14 protein-coding genes are annotated in these 20,155 nt (G+C 67.4%); 2 read left to right on the forward strand and 12 right to left on the reverse strand.

Features of this window, described 5'->3' with window-relative positions; all coding sequences use genetic code 11:
* Positions 1-112: IS3 family transposase (locus FHP89_RS19100; RefSeq protein WP_144176057.1), on the forward strand; the 112-nt coding region annotated here is incomplete at its 5' end.
* An 85-nt stretch (positions 113-197) separates the two neighbouring features.
* Positions 198-1,385: a hypothetical protein gene (locus FHP89_RS19105; protein WP_144176058.1), complete on the forward strand. Its 1,188-nt coding sequence runs from the start codon at positions 198-200 to the stop codon at positions 1,383-1,385.
* Positions 1,386-1,605: 220 nt separating this feature from the next.
* Here FHP89_RS19105 and FHP89_RS19110 read toward each other — a convergent pair whose 3' ends face one another.
* From FHP89_RS19110 to FHP89_RS19165, 12 genes are all read right to left on the reverse strand, one after another.
* Positions 1,606-2,106 (reverse strand): hypothetical protein, encoded by a 501-nt coding sequence (locus FHP89_RS19110; RefSeq protein ID WP_144176059.1) that lies wholly within the window; start codon positions 2,104-2,106, stop codon positions 1,606-1,608.
* A 10-nt stretch (positions 2,107-2,116) separates the two neighbouring features.
* Complete coding sequence (locus FHP89_RS19115; RefSeq protein ID WP_144176060.1) at positions 2,117-5,284, reverse strand: DUF6519 domain-containing protein; 3,168 nt, start codon at positions 5,282-5,284, stop codon at positions 2,117-2,119.
* 136 nt (positions 5,285-5,420) lie between these two features.
* The gene (locus FHP89_RS19120) at positions 5,421-7,490 is read right to left on the reverse strand and encodes a hypothetical protein (RefSeq protein ID WP_144176061.1); all 2,070 of its coding nucleotides are present in this window, start codon (positions 7,488-7,490) and stop codon (positions 5,421-5,423) included.
* The gene (locus tag FHP89_RS19125; protein ID WP_144176062.1) at positions 7,487-10,291 is read right to left on the reverse strand and encodes a putative baseplate assembly protein; all 2,805 of its coding nucleotides are present in this window, start codon (positions 10,289-10,291) and stop codon (positions 7,487-7,489) included. The genes FHP89_RS19120 and FHP89_RS19125 overlap by 4 nt, the downstream gene beginning before the upstream one ends.
* On the reverse strand, positions 10,291-12,867 hold the full coding sequence (locus FHP89_RS19130; protein WP_144176063.1) for a putative baseplate assembly protein: 2,577 nt from the start codon (positions 12,865-12,867) through the stop codon (positions 10,291-10,293). Before FHP89_RS19130 ends, FHP89_RS19125 begins: the two co-directional genes overlap by 1 nt.
* Positions 12,868-13,015: 148 nt before the next feature.
* Positions 13,016-13,384, reverse strand: a complete 369-nt coding sequence (locus FHP89_RS19135; protein WP_144176064.1) for a GPW/gp25 family protein — start codon at positions 13,382-13,384, stop codon at positions 13,016-13,018.
* A 445-nt stretch (positions 13,385-13,829) separates the two neighbouring features.
* On the reverse strand, positions 13,830-14,150 hold the full coding sequence (locus FHP89_RS19140) for a hypothetical protein (protein ID WP_144176065.1): 321 nt from the start codon (positions 14,148-14,150) through the stop codon (positions 13,830-13,832).
* A 352-nt stretch (positions 14,151-14,502) separates the two neighbouring features.
* Positions 14,503-15,012 carry a phage baseplate assembly protein V gene (locus tag FHP89_RS19145; protein ID WP_144176066.1) on the reverse strand — a complete coding sequence of 170 codons (510 nt, stop codon included), beginning with the start codon at positions 15,010-15,012 and terminating at the stop codon, positions 14,503-14,505.
* 298 nt (positions 15,013-15,310) lie between these two features.
* Positions 15,311-16,453, reverse strand: a complete 1,143-nt coding sequence (locus tag FHP89_RS19150; RefSeq protein ID WP_144176067.1) for a hypothetical protein — start codon at positions 16,451-16,453, stop codon at positions 15,311-15,313.
* Positions 16,446-16,808 carry a LysM domain-containing protein gene (locus FHP89_RS19155; RefSeq protein ID WP_144176068.1) on the reverse strand — a complete coding sequence of 121 codons (363 nt, stop codon included), beginning with the start codon at positions 16,806-16,808 and terminating at the stop codon, positions 16,446-16,448. The genes FHP89_RS19150 and FHP89_RS19155 overlap by 8 nt, the downstream gene beginning before the upstream one ends.
* Positions 16,805-17,461, reverse strand: a complete 657-nt coding sequence (locus tag FHP89_RS19160; protein WP_144176069.1) for a hypothetical protein — start codon at positions 17,459-17,461, stop codon at positions 16,805-16,807. Before FHP89_RS19160 ends, FHP89_RS19155 begins: the two co-directional genes overlap by 4 nt.
* A gap of 9 nt (positions 17,462-17,470) precedes the next feature.
* Complete coding sequence (locus FHP89_RS19165; RefSeq protein WP_144176070.1) at positions 17,471-20,092, reverse strand: proprotein convertase P-domain-containing protein; 2,622 nt, start codon at positions 20,090-20,092, stop codon at positions 17,471-17,473.
* Between the last annotated feature and the right edge of the window lie 63 nt (positions 20,093-20,155).

Consider the following 20,155-nt stretch of genomic DNA (forward strand, 5'->3'; position numbering starts at 1 on the left):
ACGGGATATCTTCAATTACATCGAGATGTTCTACAACCCGAAACGACGTCACGGATATGCAGGCGACGTTTCTCCGGTAAAGTTCGAAATGCAGTATTTCAACAGGCTGTAGGGCGTCTACTGGAGCCGGGGCGATTCAGTCTAAGTGGATAGATAAATTCAACACGCACGCTCTGGTAGGCGTGTGGGCAAATTTGATGGCGGTAGTTCAAGATGAAAGTCTTGATGAAGGCGCCACGGAGGACGCCATTGAAGACATTGCGAGACTGAGGAAGGTCATTCTGTATTTGCAAGGCATATATGAAAACATCGATCCAGAAGTAACTCCTTTTAGTCATTTGCCGACGATTCAGAATAGCGCCCAAAATTTAATTAATGAAATCAATGCATACATAGGAAACAAAAACCCTGGGCATTTAACAAACGCGAATAATCACGCAGACTCGCTTCTTCTCCAGTTTCAACAAACCCCAGCATCAATATACGCCGCCAGCGCCGAAAGCATCAAAGATACTGTAACCGCATATTCTGAAACCATCGGCACTTATATATCAAAATACAGAGTAGAAACCGAACAATCTGTCGCCGATCTTGCTAGTCGCATTAAGAACTTAAACGATGTCATCAATGAATTTGAAACCAAACTTATAGAACTGAGGTCACAAATCGGGACCGTCGAACAAACAATCCAAAAACAAACCACAGAATTTAATACTCAGTACCAGGCAAGTGAAAAAACGCGGTCAGACAAGTTCGACAAAGAACTAGATGACTATTCCAAGCAGTCAGAAAATAACATAGAAAAATATTCACACAAGGCAGATGAAGAGTTCAAAAACCTCTTCACAAAATCAGGAAAAATAATTGAGGTATTAACAAAACTCCAAGATGATGCCTCGAAAGTCTACGGCGTTACAATCAATACGCTACAAGCTGGCGCCTACTCATCTTATGCAAACGACGAAGGGAAAGTCGCAAACAAATATCGATCGTACGCTTCGATTTTGATGTTAATTGGCGTTTCTTTCTTGGTTTTCCCTGAGCTACGGCTAATAATTGGAAATGGAGACTACACTTTTGACTGGTTAAAGGTAGTTGGTCGAATCCCACTTTCTCTAGTTGTTTTCGTTCCTGCATTCTATTTTGCCAAAGAGTCTGGAAAGCACCGCACGAACGAAACCAGTAATAGGCGGCGCCAACATATTCTCACAACTCTTGATCCATATATTGAATTAATGGATCCCGAAAACGCAGAGACCCTGAGAGTTCATGTAGCCAAAACAGTCTTTTCTGAGAGCCTTCCGTCTTCGGAGCATAAAGACAATGAAACAGGAAATATTCTGTCTCAGCTTGCAAACCTGGCAAAACAAATAAAGGGAAACTGAACTTAGAACTCGTAGATTGGGCTGGCGAAATTGGGTTAAGCAAGCGTAGGTTGGGCTGACGAAGGAAGCCCAACACTCGGCGTTCCACAATTGCGCGGCTGAATGTTGGGCTTCGCTGCGCTCAACCCAAGCTACATGATGCCGTCGCGCACTTGCGGGAGACGGGGTCGGGTCGAAAGGCGTCAGCCACCCCATCCGCGCAAGCTCACTGCCACCTGCCTTAACGCTTGCCCACATCCAGCGCTGCAACCGCCTGCTTGATCGCCGCATCAACCGCCTTCTGACGGTCACCCAGGCCGGCGGCGCGGGCGTCGAGCGCCTTGGCTGCCTCTTCGGCCACGGGCTTGAGCGCCGGGGCTTCGTCCATGGCCTTGCGCAGTTCGCCACTCTTGAGCACGGCCATCTGCGCCTTGGTGTCTTTCTGAACGGTCTTGAAGCGCTCGCCGAGCCGATTGCCGTAGCTCGACACCGCGTCGGCGATGTTGCGGGCGATCTGGGCGTCGGGGTTTTCGAGGCTGCGGTTGGTTTTGGCGCGCAGTTCGGGGAGGTCGGGCACGCGCAGGATGGCGCCTTCGCGCACCGCACTGAGTTCGCGTAGCTGCGGGTTCTCCTTGATCAGCGCGGCTTCGGCCTTTTCGCGCTGTTTGGGTGTGAGTTTGACGAAGAGTTTGTCGGCAATGGCGGACACAGACTTTTCGCCACGGAAGGTTGCTATAGCCATGATGGGGTCCTCACATTCCGATGATGTTGGTCAGACTGATGTCGGCGGGCACGGGCGCGCCGCTCTGCACGCGGATGTTGCCGGTGCTGGTGTTGCCCATGACGATGGCGAGCTTCTGCTGCGGGTGCAGGTGCAGGGTGTCGAGGTCGCCGAGTGCGATCAGCCGGTTGTTGCTGACGTTGAGGGTGCGCCCGCCGAACTCGCCGAGCAGGGGTTCCTTGCCGCCTTCACCCACCGTCTGGCAGTGATTGTTGGCAAACAGCAGGCTATCGACGCCGCCGCACTGGTTGAGGGGCGCCGCCGTGGCCTGCCCACGCAGCTGGTTGCCGCGGATCGACACCGCGGCCGGGCGCAGCAGCACGGCAAAGGCGCGGCTGGCGGTGAGCAGGTAGGCGGACTCTGCCGCGGCAAAATAGCCGGCGGCGACGAAGCCCGGCACCGCGCCGGCCGGGTCGGGCGCGATGTTGATGGCCCGCCATTCGATCACGATGGGGTTTTGCCCGGCCTCGCCGATGCGCTCGACGCTGTTGTCGTCGATGGCCGCGCGGTCGAAGGGCGGCAGCACGCGGATGGCGGCGACCGGCGCGCTGAGGCGATCCGGCCCGATGCCAAAGAAGCGGTTGCCGGCGATGCGCACCTGCCCCACGGCGGCGCAGCGCAGGGCGTCGATGCCGGGGCTGGTGAGTGCCGAGCGGGCGACCTGGGCGATGACGTTGTCGAGCACATCGCCGCGTTCGACGCGGATCAACTGCACGGCCACAAAGGCGGCATTGTCGTTGCCCAGCACCTGGCCGAGCCGCTGGCACTGGTTGCCGGCAAAGCGCAGCAGGCCGGCGCCGGCGCCTTCGCCCATGATCAGCGCGCCCAGGCCAATGCTGTCGAGCTGGTTGTCGGTGATGATCGCCTCGTCCACCTGCTGGGTGACGAGGATGGCGTTGCCGCGCAGGCCGAGCAGGCGGTTGGCGTGGATGCGCACGCGGTCGATGGCGACCGGGTCCAGCCCCTCTTCGAGCACGATGCCGTGGCCGCTGCGCTCGCCGAAGCCGAAGATCTCGTTGCGCTCGACGGCCAGCCCATCGACCCCGGCCCGCACGCCGTCGCTGGCGGTGTAGATCACGTTATCGGCCACCGCAAAGCTGGAGCCCGCCAGCACCGCGCCGGTCGCGGTCACCGCGGCCTGGGTGCCGACCAGCATGAAGTTGCCGTCGATGCGGGTGTTGCCGTAATGCAGGCTGGTGCCGTCGAAGCTGACCGCGCGCTGGCTGCAGAAGAACAGGTTGCGCGCCATGCGCAGCTCGCCGGTCAGCACATAGTTATTGTCGCCGCCGGCCACCGCCGCCACGCCGCGCTCGGCGACGATGGCGCAGTCGCTGATGCTCACGCCGAGCATGTTGCCGCTCAGGCCAATGCCCACACTGGTGCCGTCGCCCACCGCCAGGCCGAGCACATTGATGTGTTCGGTGCGCAGGTCGGTCACGCCGCGCGCGGCGATCATGGCGGTGCTGCCCGAGGTGGCGGCCGAGCCGATCACGGTGAGGTTTTCGAGCGCCACGCCGGCGCTGTTCTGAATCTCGAACACGCTGCCCGGCTCGGCGCCGACCAGCAGCGTCGCCCAGCCCTGCCCGCGAAAACGCAGCGAACGCGCGCCATCGACTACCAGCGGCGCGCCGATGCTGTAGTTGCCGATGCCGAGGCAGATGGTGCCGCCCTCATCCTTGATGCTGTCGATGGCCTGCTGAATGGTGGCCGTGCCGTTGTTGTGGTTGTCGGCGCTGACGCACACCGTGCAGTCGCAGCCCTCGCCCTCGGCAATCGGCGGCCACAGGGTGCGGCAGTCGGTTTCGCCGTCCGGAAAATTGACGATGGCCAGCCGCGCATAGTGGTGGTGGATGCCCAGCGGCGGCGCGTTGGTGAGGATCTCGACGCTGGCGTCGACCGTGCGCGCGGCGAACACCCAATAGTCGCCGGTCTTGAACTCGCCGCCGGCCGGGTCGAGGCTGAAGTCGACCAGAATGCCGTGCTCCAGAAACAGCCGCGTGGTGCCGCCGGGGATGGGGATCTCGCCGGTGGTGCTGGTGTCGAGGTTGGTGGCCACCGTGCCGCTCTCGCGGCGCACCTGGCCGGACTGGTCCCAGCGGCGCACGCGGGTGTTGCGCGCCGGCAGCGTGGCCTGCTGCGCGTCGGTGGGGAAGAGGCCGGCCGACAGCGCGATATCAAAGCTCAGCGTGCGGGCGGTGTCGTCCACCCCGCCGGCCACGCGGATGCGGCGCAGCTCGCCGGGCAGGCCGTGCAGCTCGCGGTGGTCGTCGGTCACCTCCACCCAGTCGCCGTCATGAAAGCGCAGCACGTCGTCGCGCCCCACCGATTCGACCGTGATGCGGTCGCGCGCGGGGTTGATGTGGCTGACCCGCGAGGCCACCGTGGCGTTGTCGCGCGACCACTTGAAGGTGGCCGTGCCAATCGGCCCGCCGGTGTGCACCTCCACGCGGTAGGTCTGGTTCTCCAGCCCGCGATAGCCGGCGGCGGGCGGCACCTGGCAGGGGTTGGGGTCGAAGGCCGGGTCGCCGGTGTCGGTGCTCAGGCGGCCGGCCGAGGGGGCGATGACGGCCTGCCAGCCGGCGATGTCTTCATCGTCGGTGGCGCAGGTGGCGTTGCCGACGTTGGGCAGCACCTTGACCTGCCACACGGTCTGCAGGCGGCCGGTGGTGTCCACGCCCACGGCGGGTTCGATAAGGCCGGGGTCGTTGATGGCACTGATGTCGCGCTGCCACACGTCCACATACACCAGCGCCGCGCCGCTGGCCGGCAGGGCCGGCGGGTTGGGATAGTAGGGCTGGGCGGTGTAGGCCAGCGGCGTGGTGCCGGTGAGTTCGGCCAGGCGCGGGTCCCAGGCGTCGGGCGTGCCGCCGTGGTTCTCGGCCAGCAGGCCGTCGACATAGATGCGCCCCGGGCCGATGCTCAGCGCGCCGCCGGCCGCCTCAATGCGGAAGCCGTCCGGCGTGATGCGCGGCACCACGTTGCCATTGAAGGTATCCAGCGTGCCGGCCTGCAGGCGCCGGCCAAGCTGGGCGACCCACTCGTTCCATTCGGCGTCCAGCTGCACGCGGCCCTGCTGCACGACCAGTCCGAAAAAGTCCTTGCGGGCGTCGAAGCGGATACGGCTCAGATCGAAACTCATGATGTGGACTCCCTCGCGTGTTCGTTATGGACGGCGGCGGTCGTAGGGCGGGTTTCAAACCGCCTCGTGATTACGGTGTGGCGGGTTGAAACCCGCCCTACGGGGTGCGTCCGTCTTTCGGTTGTCGGTTGGTATTTCATGATTCGTAAAAGATGCCGGCGCGCAGGCCGACCCGCAGGTATTCCGCAAGGCGGATCCGCAGGTTGGTTTCGCGCTGGGCACCGTAAAGGTGATGGAACACGCCCATTTCGCTTTCGTCGTCCGCGCCGCGCAGGATCTCGACCGGCGTGGCGGTGGTGAGCTGGCCGTAGGCCGGCGTGCCGTAGTGCAGGGACGTGAAGCGGGGCGCGATGTGGCGGGCAGCCTGGGCCGAATCGGGCTGGCAACGGTGGCGGGCCGGCACGATGGATTCAAACGGCAGCCACGAGAAACGCACGCAGCCCACCTGCTTGCGCGCCGCGCGCACCGGCGCGACGCCAGCGGCCGCCGTGGCGAGCAGGATGCTGTTGGAGATCAGCCCCACCTCGGCGGTGTGAACGGTGCCGACCACGGTGCAGGCCACCAGCGACAGCGCGGCGCCGGGGGCGACACCGTCCATGGCGGCAAAGGCCACGCCCTCGCGCGCGGTGGCATCGATCAGGCTGTCGGTGGCGCGCAGCGTGCTGCGTTCATGACTGCGGATGCCGCCGAGGATGCAGCGGTCAATCTCGACCTCCAGCCCGGCGATGGCCATTTGCAGGCTGGGCACGGCCGGTTGGGTGGGGCTGCCGTCGGGGTTGAGGGCGATGCCGGGCACCAGGGTGCAGTGGATCAGGTTCAGCCGCGCCAGTGCGTTGCTCACTGCATCGGGCACGGCCAGCGGCGCGCCGGTGATGAGCAGGCCGTTGAGCGTGCAGGCGGCGTTGGCGGCGCCGGTGACGGTGAGCCCGCCCAGCTCGAGCACCGGCCGGCGGCCGTTGGCGGCGCGGATCTCGACCGCGCCATCGGCAATCACGTTGATGCTCAGGGTTTCACTGTAGCGGCTGCTGTCGGTGATCTCGACCACGCCGTCGCCGGCAATCGCGGTCAGCGCGGCGGCCAGCGTGGCGTGGTCGTCGGGCACCTGCACCACGGTGACGCTGGCCGGCGGCACCGGCAGGGTGGCGCCGCGCTCGTATTCGCCGCCGCCGATATCGGCCGAGAAACCTTCGCGCCAGCTGAGGCGTACATCGGCCGGGTCGGGCGCGTCGGCGGGCAGCGCGATGCGGCCGAGCACCGGGTCAATCGCGTAGATGCCATTCGGCGGCGGGGTGTGCGCCCAGCTGCCGGCCTCGTCGCCGAGGTGGCAGATGTGGATCTGGTCGCGCTCGATGACGGTGCCGTCCACAGCCAGGATCAGCGCCGGGTCGGGGTTGTCCAACGGCGCGCCTACCGTGGCGCGTTCGCCATAGTGGCGGGCCAGGTGCGTGGCGAGGCGGCGGCGCGACAGCGGCCAGGGCACGTTGTCCGGCTCGGCCAGATGGATGATGTCGTCTTCGGCCAGTGGGCGGTTATAGAGCGGCAGGTCGTGGCCCAGCGGGCTGGCCCGGTAACGGCGCACGCCGGCGCGGGTGGTGGGCGATTCGCGGTGCGGATAGGCCTGGATGCGCCACAGGTGCAGGCCGATGTTGGGGATGTTGTGCCGCCCACGGCCGGACTCGATACGCCGCACGTCCACGGTGCGGTTGGCGGTCTCGAAGGCGGTACCGATCCATTCCAGCGGCTCGGCGCGGCGCAGATCGGGCGTGTGCAGGTTGGCCGGGCGCAGGTGGTTCATGTACTGCGTGGTGCACAGGCGCTGGAAGTATTCGACCGCGCGGGCGTCCCAGCCGGTCACGTCGCGCGCCAGCTGTTCGAGCACCAGCGCCGTGCCCTTGCGCCGGCGCAGGGCGATGGTGTGCGCCACCTCGGCGCGCGCGCTGGCGGCCTCGGGCGCGGCCTGGTGCAGGGCGCGATAGCCGATCAGGTCGCCGATATAGGGCACGGCCCACTCGGCGCAGGTCTCGATGAAGAGGTCGTCGTAGAGCTGTTCCAGGCTCTCGTCGGCCACGGCCAGCTGCTCGGCCAGCACACCGATGAGTTCTTCGAGCGGGCCGCGATCCAGCCCGTCGGCGGCGGCCTGCTCGGCGTCGCGGATGCGGTGGATGGCCGGCAGCAGCTCGAACAGTTTCTGGGTATCGGCACTCATGGCAGCACCTCCAGTTCGATCGGGTCAGCGGCCAGCGTCAGCAGCTCGGCGGCCAGCGGCACGCCGGTGAGCGAGGCCACCGGCAGCGCCGCGAACAGGCGCGGCACCACCACGGTCGGGCTCTGGCCGACGCGGTAGAGGCGGGTCACGTGCACCGCGATCACCCCCGGCACGCCTTGCGCCACGGCGGCTACTTCGTCGATGGACACGGTCTGGCCGAAGGCGCGGCGCGCAAAGCTGAAGGCCTCGCGCAGCGCCGCCTCGACCGCCGCCAGCACGGCATCGAGCTCGTAGGCCTTGTCGCGCTTGATCGACAGCCGGCAGCGGAAGCGCGCGTCGCGGAAATTGAGCAGGCGCAGCGGCACCAGCGGGTCGCCGTAGGTGACCAGCGCGTCGCGCAGGTTCTTGTAGGTGTCGTCGCTCTCGGGCACCAGCGCGCCATCGATGCCGGCGATGCTCAGGAACACGCCGCGCGCCGGCCCGGCCGGAATCCACAGCGCATGCGCCTTGTCGATGCCGGCGAAGGCGCGGGCGAAGTTGGCGTAGTCGTCGATGGACACCGCGCGATCGAGCGTGAGCACGGTGAGCGGTGCGTTGTCGCGGGCGCGGGCCAGGGTTTCGGCGTCTTCGCCGCCGGTGGCCGGCGAGGGGTTGACCGCGCCAGTGACGCCGAGCGGCCGGCTGAGCAAGGTGGTGAGCTTGCCGGCGGCCAGATTACCCGCCGCGCCCAGGCCCTTGCGATAGCGCACCCGCAGGTTGGTGCTGCCGCTGGGCAGGCGCGCGCCTTCGGTGCCGTCGCCGAACAACACGGTGCTGCGACCCTCGTCGTCTTGGGTGGTCTCGTACACCCGCGCGTCGGGCGCGGCGGCGTGCAGGGTCGGCACCTCGGTCCACAACACGTCGTTGACCCGCAACTCCAGCGACGAGGCCCGACCGCTGGTGGTGTTGGCGCTCACAAAGGTGAGCGGCGCCTGGCCGAGCGCAAAGCGCTGGTTGGCCGTGCTGCCGTCGCCGCTGCCGAGGATGGCCTCGACCGTTTCGCCGTGCGTGGCCGGGGCGACGTTGGCGTTGATGCGCAGCGCGTCGCGCGCATACACCTGTTGCAGCGGCGCTTTGAGCTTGAGGTGGGTGTAATCGCGGTCGAGGATGATCGGGTCGTTGGCGGTGCCGATGAAGGCGATCTCGCTCACCGGCGCGTCGTCCTTGCGGCTGTCGGCCAGGCGCAGCTCGCTGCCCTTGGCGGTGAGCGTGCCGGTGCGCCCGTCGCGGTCTTCGAGCGCCAGACGCAGCATCACGCTGGCCTTGCCCAACAGCGCGGCAAAGCTCTCGGCGCTGAGCGCCACCGGCGTACTGCCAAACAGGCGCACGGCTGGCGCACGCATAAAGAGTTCATCGCCCTCGGTCAGCGCCACGCTGCCGCCGCCGTCCACACTCAGCGACAGCCCCGCCGCACGCGGCGCGATGGCGATGCGCTGACGCGGGCCGGACAGCGCAATCGGCTGACCGGGCTGCAAGTCGGCCACCCGCTGGCCGAGCGTGATCGCCTCGCCATACACCGGGTGAAAGACGGGCGTGTCGACCGTGTCCAGCTGCTCGCTTTGTGCCAGCACCAGCGTGCGGCGCAGCGGAAAACGGCTGGCGGTGAGGTTTTCGGTGGTGTCGGGCGTGACCCGCGTGACCTTGCCAGCAATCGCGAAGGCGTTGCGGCTGCGGTGGATGACCTTGCTGGCGCGGTACAGCTCGGTGTAGCCGGGCAGCGCGGCGCTGCCCAGGCCGGGCTCGTTGGAGACCAGCGCGAACCAGCTGCCGGCGGTGATCTTGGCGTTGTCGGTGTCCAGATCGAGCGCCGAGGTGTCGAGCGCAAAGTTGTGCCACTGCCAGCTGCTGCCGGTCTTGTTGATCAGGGTGGCGACGTTGGAATCGTCATTGCCCATCAGGTTGGGGTCGGGCGCGTTGTGGCCGAACAGCGCGGTGCGTTGGCGCAGCGCATGCACCTGCACGCCGAGGCTGCTCGGGCTCATGGCCGGGAAGGCGCTGCCCAGCGGATGATCCCAGCGCACGCGGGTGCGGCCACGGGTGTTGTCGGGCGTGACGCTGGCGAGCACGCGCACATCCCAGCGCTCGCTGCCGGGGTCGCTCATGCGCTCGCTGCCGACGATGAGGATCGCGTCGCCCGGCTGCAAGCCGGTGGCCAGGCCATCGAGCCACAGCTCGGTATCGCCGGACTTGGGCTGCCAGCGCACGCGGGTCTGCACCGGCAGGGCGTTCCACTCGGCGCGGGCGGGCGTCGGCGCCACGGTTTCGAAGCTCTGCGCCTGTTCGTCCTGCCCCGGCACGCTTTGCACGCGGGTGCCGACGGGGATGGTGATCGGCTCGGCCGGCGCGCCGGGAATGGTTTGCAGCGTGAAGGCCAGATGGGTGCCGGCGGCCACGCCGGGGGCCAGCTCGTAGCCGATCAGCCGCGCCATCTCGCGCACCGACAGGCGCTCGGTGGCGGTGCGCAGGTAGTGCTCGTTGGCGAAGCGCTCGGTGTAGAAGCTGAGCACGTCGAGCGAGGTGGCCAGCGCGTCGGTGATGGCGAGGGTGAAGTCGCTGGCCTCGCGGGTGGTGAGCGCGGCCAGCGCGGGGCGGTCGGCGCTGGACAGGCGGGCGCGCATGGATTCAACAAAGTCGCCATGCCGGCCGATGCGGTAGGCAATCTGCGACAGGCCGGGCGGGTTGCTGATGCGCGCCGGGGTGACGGCATCGATGCCGGCGCAGCAATCGCAGTCGGTACTCGGGGAGACGCGGGCGGTGCTCATCATTTGCCTCCGTGCAGTTCAAGGCGCAGCACGCCGTGCTCGGGGAAGTTCGGGTCGTTGTCGAGCCGCGCGATCTCCAGCCGGCCCAGCGGCATGAAGCCGTCGGCCAGCGGCGTGGGGTCGGGCTGGCCCTGACGCTGGAAGCGGGTGACCTGCACCGAGGCGACGCCGGCCACGGTGCGCGCGGCGGCGTAGAGCGGGCTGAGGAACACCGTTTGGCCGAAGCTGAAGTTGTCCGGGTGGAACAGGCCGCGCGTGCCATCGGCGCGCACCCGGCTGCCCAGCACGTCGAGCAAGGCGCGGCGCACATTGCTGCGGAAGGCCTCGGGCTGGACGCACACCAGCAGGTCGATTTCGAGCGAGACATGGATCGGATCGGTGATGTGCAGGTCGTGCCCGGCCATGCGGTAGCGGTCGAGATGCTCGACGGCGGTGAGCGCAAAGTCGGCATCCACCGGGTCGCCGCCTTCGCGGTCGACGGTGACGAACACGGTGTGCCAGCTGCCGGTCCAGCGCAGGCCGGCGGCGGCGCGCTGCACGCCGGCGAGGCGCTCGGTGACTTCGGCGTAGTCGGCCGGGGTGACGGCGCGCTCCAGCGTGCGGAAGGCTTGCGGCGCATGGCGGCGAACATCAGCAGCCGTTTCGGGCGCCACGCCACCGCAGGCCGGCAGCGGATTGGTGACGGCCACGATGCGCCCTTCGGCCGTCACCACATGCGCAATGGCGTTGGCGCCGACATTGCCCTCCGGGCCGTTGCCGATGCGGTAGCTCGCGGTGAAGCCGGTGCCGGTGTCGGGGCGGCGGCCGTGGCGGTCGTCGCCAAAACGCGGGTGGGCGCTGCCGTCGTTCTCGGTTTCGAGCACGAAATGGGTGTCGGTGGCGCGGCTGGCGAGCAGGTCGCGCCGGGCGGTCCAGGTCTCGACGCTGCTGCCGAAGCTGCTCTCCAGCGTGACCGCCGGGATGGCGTCGGCGGTGCGCCAGGCCAGCGCGGCGCTGGCCGAGGCGTCGGGGTCGAAGGCCAGCCGCTCGCTGCGGCGCAGGCCGTGTTCGACAGTGGTCTTGAGCACCATGCCCTGCCGGGTCACCGGCGCCTCGGCCAGCGTGGGCGAGAAGCGCGGCGGCAGCGGCTCCGGCGCGTCGCGGTCGCAGGCATTGCCGGCGGCGGGCGGGAACTGCAGGCGGGCGGCGGGCACGCTGCCGAGGGCTTCATCGGCAATGCTGCGGCCGTGATCGACCAGAATGTTGTTGCCCAGCACGATGCTCACATCCTCGATCAGCACGCTGCCGTGGGCCTCGTCGGTCTCGGCCGACAGGCATAGCGGGAAGGGCAGCGCGTCGTCGGCGTGCCAGCGGATCTCGGTGATCTGCGTGCCATCGAGCGGGTCGGCCAGCGGGCTGCCGCCGTCGAGCGCGCGCACCGCGGTGAGGCGCACGACGTGGCGACGCGCGGGGTCGGCGTCTTCGGCCACACCGCTGAGCGGGCCGAGCACTTCCTGGAAGATCAGCACATCGCCGACCGCCAGCTCGGGCCAGTGGCCGCGCAGCGTGGCGGCGGTGGCGCCGACTGGCAGACAGCAGCGCGCGTCGCCCCAGGTGTAGAAGGCGAAGTCGTTGTGATCGATGCGCAGCGTGGCGGTGTGCATGGGCTCGAAGACCAGCGGCGCGGCCCGCAGCGCGGCACGCTCGTCGGGCGAGTCGGGCAGGATGCGCGCCGGCACGCCGGGCACGCGGGTGTAAAACCGCAGGCCAGCGGGCAGCGGGAAAGGCGCGCCGCTGACCTCGACATGCAGCCAGGTGCGGGCGTTGCAGCCCTCGTGCATGGCGTAGTCCACCAGCAGCGCGTGGCGGCGCAGGCTGCTGCGTTTGCGCGCGGTGTGCAGGTAGGCCTCGGTGGCGATGGCGTCGAGCTGGTAGTGCTGCAGGTCGCCCACGTAGGCGATCAGCTCGGCCAGCGTGGTGGCCATGTCGGCCGGGCTGCGGTCGCGCCAGCCGGGCATCTGGCGGGTGAGGCGGTCGATCACCAGCCGGCGCAGGCTGGCGTAGTCGCGGGCCAGGTAATTGATGTCGGGCGCGGGCGGCGGGTCTTGCGGGCAGTCGTGAGTCGGCGCGCAGTCGAAGTCGCTGGGGCATTCGACCTTGAAGGCGAAGTCCACCGCCGACAGGCGCGGGTCGAAGCCCGGAAGCGGCGCGTCGTTGCCCAGGCCTTGCACCAGCTGCAGGCGGTAGGTGGAGAAGTCGCCGGCGGTGTCGGTACGTACCAGCAGCACATGGTCGGCCTCGGGCAGCGCGGTGAACAGCGCCTGCTCGGCGGCATTGGCCTCAGCCGGCGGCGCGCTGGCGATGCCGATCCACTCGATACCGACGCGGCGGATGCGCTCGCCGCCGGTGACGCGCACGTTCTCGATCATGAGCCCGGCCGGCACCGGCTTGAGCAGACGCAGCATCAGCGTGCGCTGGCGCGGGCTGCCGGCGGGGGCGTCGAGATCGAACACTTCGAGGTAGTCGATGCCGTTGAGCGTGGGATGCGCGTCCACCGCCGCGCGTCGGTTTTCTTCGCAGCAGGTGTAAGTACTCATTGGACAACCCTCCTGTCGCAATCGCGACGGTGGATCGGCTTTGCACAGCCGATCCGTTTCGCAAGCGCGGCGCAGTGCTCCGCGAAACCCTTGCTCCACCCTCCCCGAGGGAGGTTCGCGCGCCCTTCGGGCGGCCGGGCGAGCGCGCTCATATCGCCCCCCCTTGCACAAAGCTGTCGCGCTGGCGGGTTTCGGTGCGGCGGATGAGGTATTGCACGGTCACCGACAGGCGCGAATCGACGGCTTCGACCTCGACCGCCTCGACGGTAATCAGATCCACCAGCCATTGCTGCAAGGCGCCCTGCACAAGGAATTGCGTGGTCGCGGCCAGCTCAGGACTGTTGGGCGCGAACACCAGCTCACGCAGGCCGCTGCCGAAGTCCGGCCGCATCACCCGCTCGCCGGGCGCGGTGAACACCACCTGCTCGATCAGGCCGCGAATCCAGGTGGCTTCATCGTCGTCCCGCGTGCGGCCCCGGCCGTCGAACTGGTAGGGGAAGTGGAGTCGGGTGGTCATGGCGCGCGCTCCTCAATGTGTAGGGCGGATAAGCCGCAGGCGCATCCGCCGACCGTGCCCCGGCCAACGATGGCGGCGGATGCGCTGCGCTTATCCGCCCTACGGGGTGTGGTCATGCCAATGGCCGTAGGGTGGGCAGCTTGTCTGCCCACCAGCGACGCCCCGCGCGAGGGATGGATGGTGGGCAGGCGAGCTGCCCACCCTACGGTTGAGTCATGTGATCGCCCCGTCGCTGGCGGAAACGAAGTAACGGGAAGCGCAACAGACGACATGCCAGACCGGAACGCCGCATGTTGGGCTTCGCTACGCTCAACCCAACCTACGCGCGTTTCCCGTAGGGCGGATAAGCCGCTACGCGGCGTCATCCGCCACCCACGACCGCCGCATCCGGCGGATGGCGCCTGCGGCTTATCCGCCCTACGGAAAATCGTCATGATGTTCATCATCAGCTCCCGATCACCCGCGTCTGCGCCGCGACAGGCAGCAGCGGCGTGCCGTTGGGCGCGCACACGGCCTGGCTGTCCATCAACACCAGCGGCTGGCCGTTGGACATCACGCGCGTGGCGGCGACCACCCATTGCCCGGTCACGCAGGGCACCGGGCTGCCCGAGACATTGAAAGGGCAGCCGGCCACCACATAGGGCGCGGTCATCAGCACCGTCGGCTGGCCGCTGACCAGCACGCGTGGATTCGGCGCCGTCGGCGTGGCGCTGCCGCCGTGGGCACACAGCACCGTGGCACCGAGATGGAGGAGGGGGCCGGGCATGGTCAAGGGCCCCCACGCTCACTTCGTTCGCTGCCCCCCGAGGGGGCGGCGCCCGCCCTTGGGGCGGCCCGACGGGCGGGCGGGGTGCCCCAATGAGGCGTAGGTTGGGCTGACGCAGCGGGCGTAGGTTGGGCTGACGAAGGAAGCCCAACATGCAGCGTTCCTGTCTGGCACTTCGTCTGTTGGGCTTCGCTGCGCTCAACCCAACCTACGTGGTGCACCGCGATCCGTAGGGCGGATAAGCAAAGCGCATCCGCCGTCGCCCCGGCATCTCTGTGGCCCGCGCCCGCCGAATGGCACACGGGTCGGCGGAGCAAAGCCGACCCTTCGCGAACGTTTGCGTGGGGGCTGTTCATATGACCGTCAACGCGCCGTTGTTGATCGTCACGGTCGGGCCGACCAGCGTGATCATCGCGCCCTTGCCGTTCTGGATGTAGATGCCGGTGTCGTTCACGATCAGCGTGGCGCCAGTGGCGCTCTTGAGCATGATGCCGCCGGTCGGGCCGGGCATGTCGGAGATGGTCAGGCCGTTCTGCGCGAAGGTCTGGAAGGTGATGGCCTGGAAGGGCGGCGGCGTGGCGCGGGCGAGCACCGGCACTTCGGCGGCGCTGCCCCAGTAGCAGCCGACCCAGATCGGCTTTTCGGGGTTGCCCTGTTCGAACTCGATCCACACGCCGGAATTCATCTCGGGCAGCGCGAACATGCCGTTCTGGGTGCCAGCCACGGGCACGCAGGGCATGGCCCAAGCGGTGGGGATGAGGCCGCCCACATCGAGCACTTCGACGAAAAGCCGCCCCTCCTGCATGGGGTCGATATTGGTCACCACGCGGCCGCGATATTTTCCGTAGAACTTCTGGCTCATCGTCCCTCCTTGATGCGTCGCCCGTTCTGGCGTAGCCCGGATGCAGCGCAGCGGAATCCGGGGACACCGGCCCGATCGGGCACACCGCCCCACATCGAAACATCGTCCCCGATCGCCACACCGATCCCGGATTCCGGCCTTTGGCCTGCATCCGGGCTACGCCAGAGCGGGTGGCGGTCGTGTCTCAAGCCGGCATGGTCGAGATCCGCACGTAGCCCCAAGGCAGCGCTGCCCGTTTGAACCGGGGTCCCCGGATTCCGCTGCGCTGCGTCCGGGCTACGCGGGAAGCGGTCGTGTCTCATGCCGGCACCGTCGGTGTAATCGAGATCAGTCCGTTGCGCGTCAGGTTGAAGCTCTGCTTGAACTCGCCGCGCTTGAGCGTGCTGGTGACGCTGCTCACGTAGTACAGGCCGTCGTAGGCGATGCCGGCGCCGCGCACGCCGACCAGCTTGCGGGCCTTGAGCATGCGGCCGTAGCGCAGCACGTCGAGCGAGCCCGAGCCGCTGACCGAGTCCTGCGATTTCTTGGCTTCAGCGAGGCCGCGCGAGATGGCCTGCATGGGGTTCATGCTGGCGGTGTCTTTCATCATCTTGATATTGGCCAGTGGCGTGCTGAGCACGCCCAGCGGCGGTTGCAGCGGGTTGAGGTTGGGGATGGGAATCGGGATCGGAACCCGCGTCATCTGGTTCTGAATGAAGACGATCGGCAGCACGCCCTTGGTCGGGTCGAAGCTGAAGTTGAGCGACTCGACATTGGTGTGCGCGTCCATGTCGATGTTGAGCGCCGGCTGCGGCGGGCCGACTTTGATCTCGGGCCCGAAGTAGGCGATGTTGGTCATCGGCACCTCGCCGGGCTCGATGTAGAACACATGCCCGACCTCCTCGGCCATCTGCTGGATGTAGGCCAGATCAGTGCCCTGCTGCGCCGGGATGCGCTGGATCGGGATCGGCACATCGGGGAAAAAGGCCGGAATCGGCAGCGGAATGATGCCGAAGGCGGCATATTTGGCGCAGATGAGCGCAAATCGCGCCTCCAGCGGCATGGCCGGATAGGGCAGACCGGAGAAGTCGATCATGTCCATCACCTTGGACAGATCCTCACCCGTCACGGTGATGCTGCCCGGCTGGCCCTGACTGCCGGCCTGCACCTCCACATTGGTGACCACGCCGTCGAACAGCGGCTGCGGCCGCCCGCCGAGCGTGACGATCAGCACCACGCGCAGCGGCGGCGTGCCGGCCGAGGTGTTCTGCCCCACGGCGATCAGGAAAATGGTGTTCAGCTCGGACTTGCTGTTGATCTTGAAGCGCAGCTGAAAGCCGCTGGCCGCGCCCGCCGAGGTGGTGGCGGTGACCGATTCGAGCGCGTCGATCATCATCGCCGGCACCGGGATCGGGATCACCGGGCCGATCAACAGCGAGAGGTGAATGGCGCTGCTACTCACCGCTGCCTCCCGGCACACCCTCGGGCAGCGTGATGCGCAGCCGCCGGCCGACGGTATCGGTCAGGTCGTCGGGGCGCACCGCGCCGTTGCCATCGCACAGGCGCCAGTACTGCTGTGGATCGCCAAGGTACTGGGCGGCGAGGTTGTCGAGCCGGTCGCCGCTCTCGACGCGGTGTTCCTGCAGCGTCGCGAAGTTATCGGGCGGCGGGATGAAGCGGCGGCGCACATAGGTCACCGCCTCGCCGTCGGGCCGGGTCCACTGCGCGGTGTCGAGGCCGTGATAGCGGCTGTCGGGCGCAAAGCTCGGCGCGGTCAGCGCATTGGCCTGCATGAAGGCCTTGAGCGGATCGGTCATGGCAGTCCTCCAATACCCAGGGCGTCAAAGCCGAAAGTCGCGGCCTTGCTCGCCAGTTTTTCGCGCGATTGCAGATAGGCCATGAACAGCCCGCCGCCCTTGTGATCGAAGCCCAGGTCGTCGATGGACAGCACGCGCAGGCTCAGATTGACCTTGGCGTTGATCGGGTTGAGCGCGGGGTCGAAGGCCTCTTCGGAGATGGAAAAATCAGTCACCCGCACCGGCGCGATGCGTTGCGCGCCCCACACGAACAGCGCCAGCGCCGACTCCATGGCCGCGATCTCCAGCGTGCCGGCGGCGGCCAGCGCCTTGCCCGCGAGCAGGTCGGCGGCGGTCGGGTTGACCAGCGATTCGAGCACCGCCAGCTGTGGCGCAATACCGGCAGCGACCACGTTGGCATGCTGGTCGGGGAATTCGAGCTGGTCGGCGGCGTCGATGTCGGCCTCCAGGCGGAAGGTCTCGATCGCCGGGCCCTTGAGCCGCAGCGCCTCCGAGCGTTCCGCCCCCTCGCCCGCGCCCTGCACCTGCAGGCTGCGCGAGAGTTTTTCGGGGTTGTACTGCAGCGCGATCACCCGCCTGACCTGCGCGGACTGCGGGTCGATCAGCACGATGCCGCCTTTGACGATACGGGGAGACTGGCTGTAGCCGCTCATGATGGTTCCCTATTTGGCCTTCGCCTTGGCGCGCTTGGGCTTGGTGGCTTTGGCGCGGCTGGCCGATGCCTTGGCCGGCGCTTTCGCCTTGGTGGCCGCTTTCTTCTTGGGCCGCGCGGTCGCAGGCGCCGCCGCCTGCAAGGTGATGTCGAGCGACCAGCGGTTGAGCTTGCCAACATCGCGCGCCGCCAGGTCCTGCACCTGCAACTTCCAGGTGCCGGCGATGGGCTCGCCGGCCAGCGCCTGCAACACGGCCACGTCGGCCGAGGCATAGGTGGCGCGCAGGTTATCGGTGCCGCCGCCGCTGCGGCTGTGCAGTACCACGGCGGTGCCGCCCGGCGAGTGCAGGGTGACGCGCAGATCGCCGATATAGGTGTGGGTGATGTCGAGCGCCACCGCGATGGCGGCGATCGCGCCTGCCTCGCTCACCGCCAGCGTCCGTGTGATGCCGGCCGCGCGGTTGTCGGGAATCGCCATGCCCGGCGCGTCTTCGACGAACACCGTGCGCGGCGGTACGAGCACGCCCAGTTCCAGCGACCATTCCTCCAGCCGGCCGGTGTCGACGGCCGCCTCGTCGCGCACCGACAACGTCCACGCCCCGGCCGCGTCCTCGCCTTCAAAGCCGCGCAAGGCTGGCAGCGTCGCCGCCTCCCAAGTGGCCGCCAGATCGTCGCGGCCGCCGCCGGCACGCTCATGCAACACCACCTCGTGACCCGAGGGCGCGCCCAGCGTCACCACCAGATCGCCGATGTAAGAGTGGCGGATATCCACCGACACGCGCACGAAGCTGACCTGGCCAACGGTGTCCACCTGCAGGGTGTCGGCGATGCCGCCGGGGCGGTTGTCGGGGATCGCGATGCCGGGGCGCGAGCTCCAGCGGTTGTCGGGCGCGGGCGCGGGGGTCTCGCCCCCGCCGCGCAGTTGCAGGGCCAGCGCCACGGCCTGCTCGGCATCGACCCGGCCATGGCCAAACCACGGGCTCCAGCTGCCGTCGGCATGGCCGATGTCGACAAAGTCGCCGCTGTCGAAGGGGGCAATCGGCGACACATCCCAACTCGGATTGGGGTCGAAGTTGGCCGCAGGCGTGCGCGGATAGGGCGTGGTGTCGAGATCCTTGGCCGCCGTGCGGCGCAGCACCGAGCCCAGCTCCAGCGCGCTCAGTTCCGGGTGGGCCGACAGCACCAGCGCGGCGATGCCGGCCACCAGCGGGGTGGCGCTGGAGGTGCCGCCAAAGTCATGGGTGAGCAGTCCGCTCTCGCCGGTGGCGGTGGTGATGCCCCGGCCGGCCACCGGCATCCGGAAATAAGCGTGGCTGTTGCTCGACGGCGCGCAAATCTCGATGCCGGTGCCGTAGTTGGAATAATGGCTGCGCTGCGCGGTGCTGGCCAAGGCCGCCACATGCAGCAGGCCCGGTACGTCGACCATGTTGTTAACAAAGCGGCGCGTCCTCGCCGGCCCGGCCCAGCGCCACGCGCCGTTGGCAAACTCCCAGCCGTGCGTATAGGGCACATCGACATCCGCCTCATGCTGGATCGGGCAGTTCTCGTTGCCCGCCGCCCACAGCAACAAAATACCCCGCCCGCGCCGCCCGCCGCTGACCGCCAGCTGCGACAGGCGGTTGATGACGGCGGTGGCAAACAGGAAACGCGGCACGCTGCCCCAAGAGTTGGACAGCACATCCACCTTGTCGGCCACAAAGCTCAGCGCCGACAGCATCTTCGAATCATTGATGAGCAGCGACGGGCCTTGCGACTCCCACTTGATCGGCAGCAACCGGCAGCCCGGCGCCGCGCCCACCGTGAGCACCGCGTCGGCCTCGCCGGCAATCACGCCCGCGCAGGAGGTGCCGTGGTTGGCGCCGGTCTGATACATGCCCGCGGGCTGGGCATCGACATCGCGACTGGTAACCAGCCGAGTGCCGGCGAAGTAGCCCCAGGCGGCGAACTTGCCGGGCGAGTCGAAATCGGGGTGGTCGAGCTTGCAGCCATCGTCCGTCACCCCGACCACCACCTCCGGGCTGCCGAAGCTGTCGAGCAGATGCCATGCCGCCTCGCAGCGCGCATTGGCGCGTGGATCGACCTCGGGGTGGAAGAAGTGGCCATGCAGATGCCACTGGCTGGCGTAGTCCGGATCACTCGGCGGCGACAGCTCGTATTTGGTGACCAGATAGTTGAGGTCGTTCTCGGCCAACGCGACGCGCGCGTCGTTCTCGGTCAGCTCGACCACCAGCTTCACCGGGTTCATGCCGGTATGCTCGGTGAGCTGAAAAAGATAGTCGCGCTCGGTGTAACGCTCGCGCAGCAACAAGCCGTAGCGCCCGGCAAACTCGGCCACCTGATCGTTCGTCAGCGCCGTCTTGAAAGTGACGAAAACGCGGTCGGTGATCAGGAAGTCCTCACCCGTGTCCGCCATCTGGTAGGCGTGGTGGGTCGGCCCCAGCGCCCGCGACCTGGCCATCATCGCATCGAGATCCTGCGCCCGGGCCCGCACCCGCGAAGACCCCGAAGACACCTGCTCGGCATCGTCAGCAATGCCCGCCCGCTGCAGCGCGTCGGGCAGCGCCCGCGCCACGAAGGCGTCGGGGCGCTTGGCCAGTTCGAGTTTCTGGCCGCCGCGATAGGTATAGGTCATGACGTCCCTCCTTCAGGCCCGCAGTTGTTCAGCGCGGCACGTCCGCGCGCCATGACAGCGCCG

This window comes from Denitromonas ohlonensis (genome assembly GCF_007625205.1).
Lineage (GTDB): Bacteria > Pseudomonadota > Gammaproteobacteria > Burkholderiales > Rhodocyclaceae > Nitrogeniibacter > Nitrogeniibacter ohlonensis.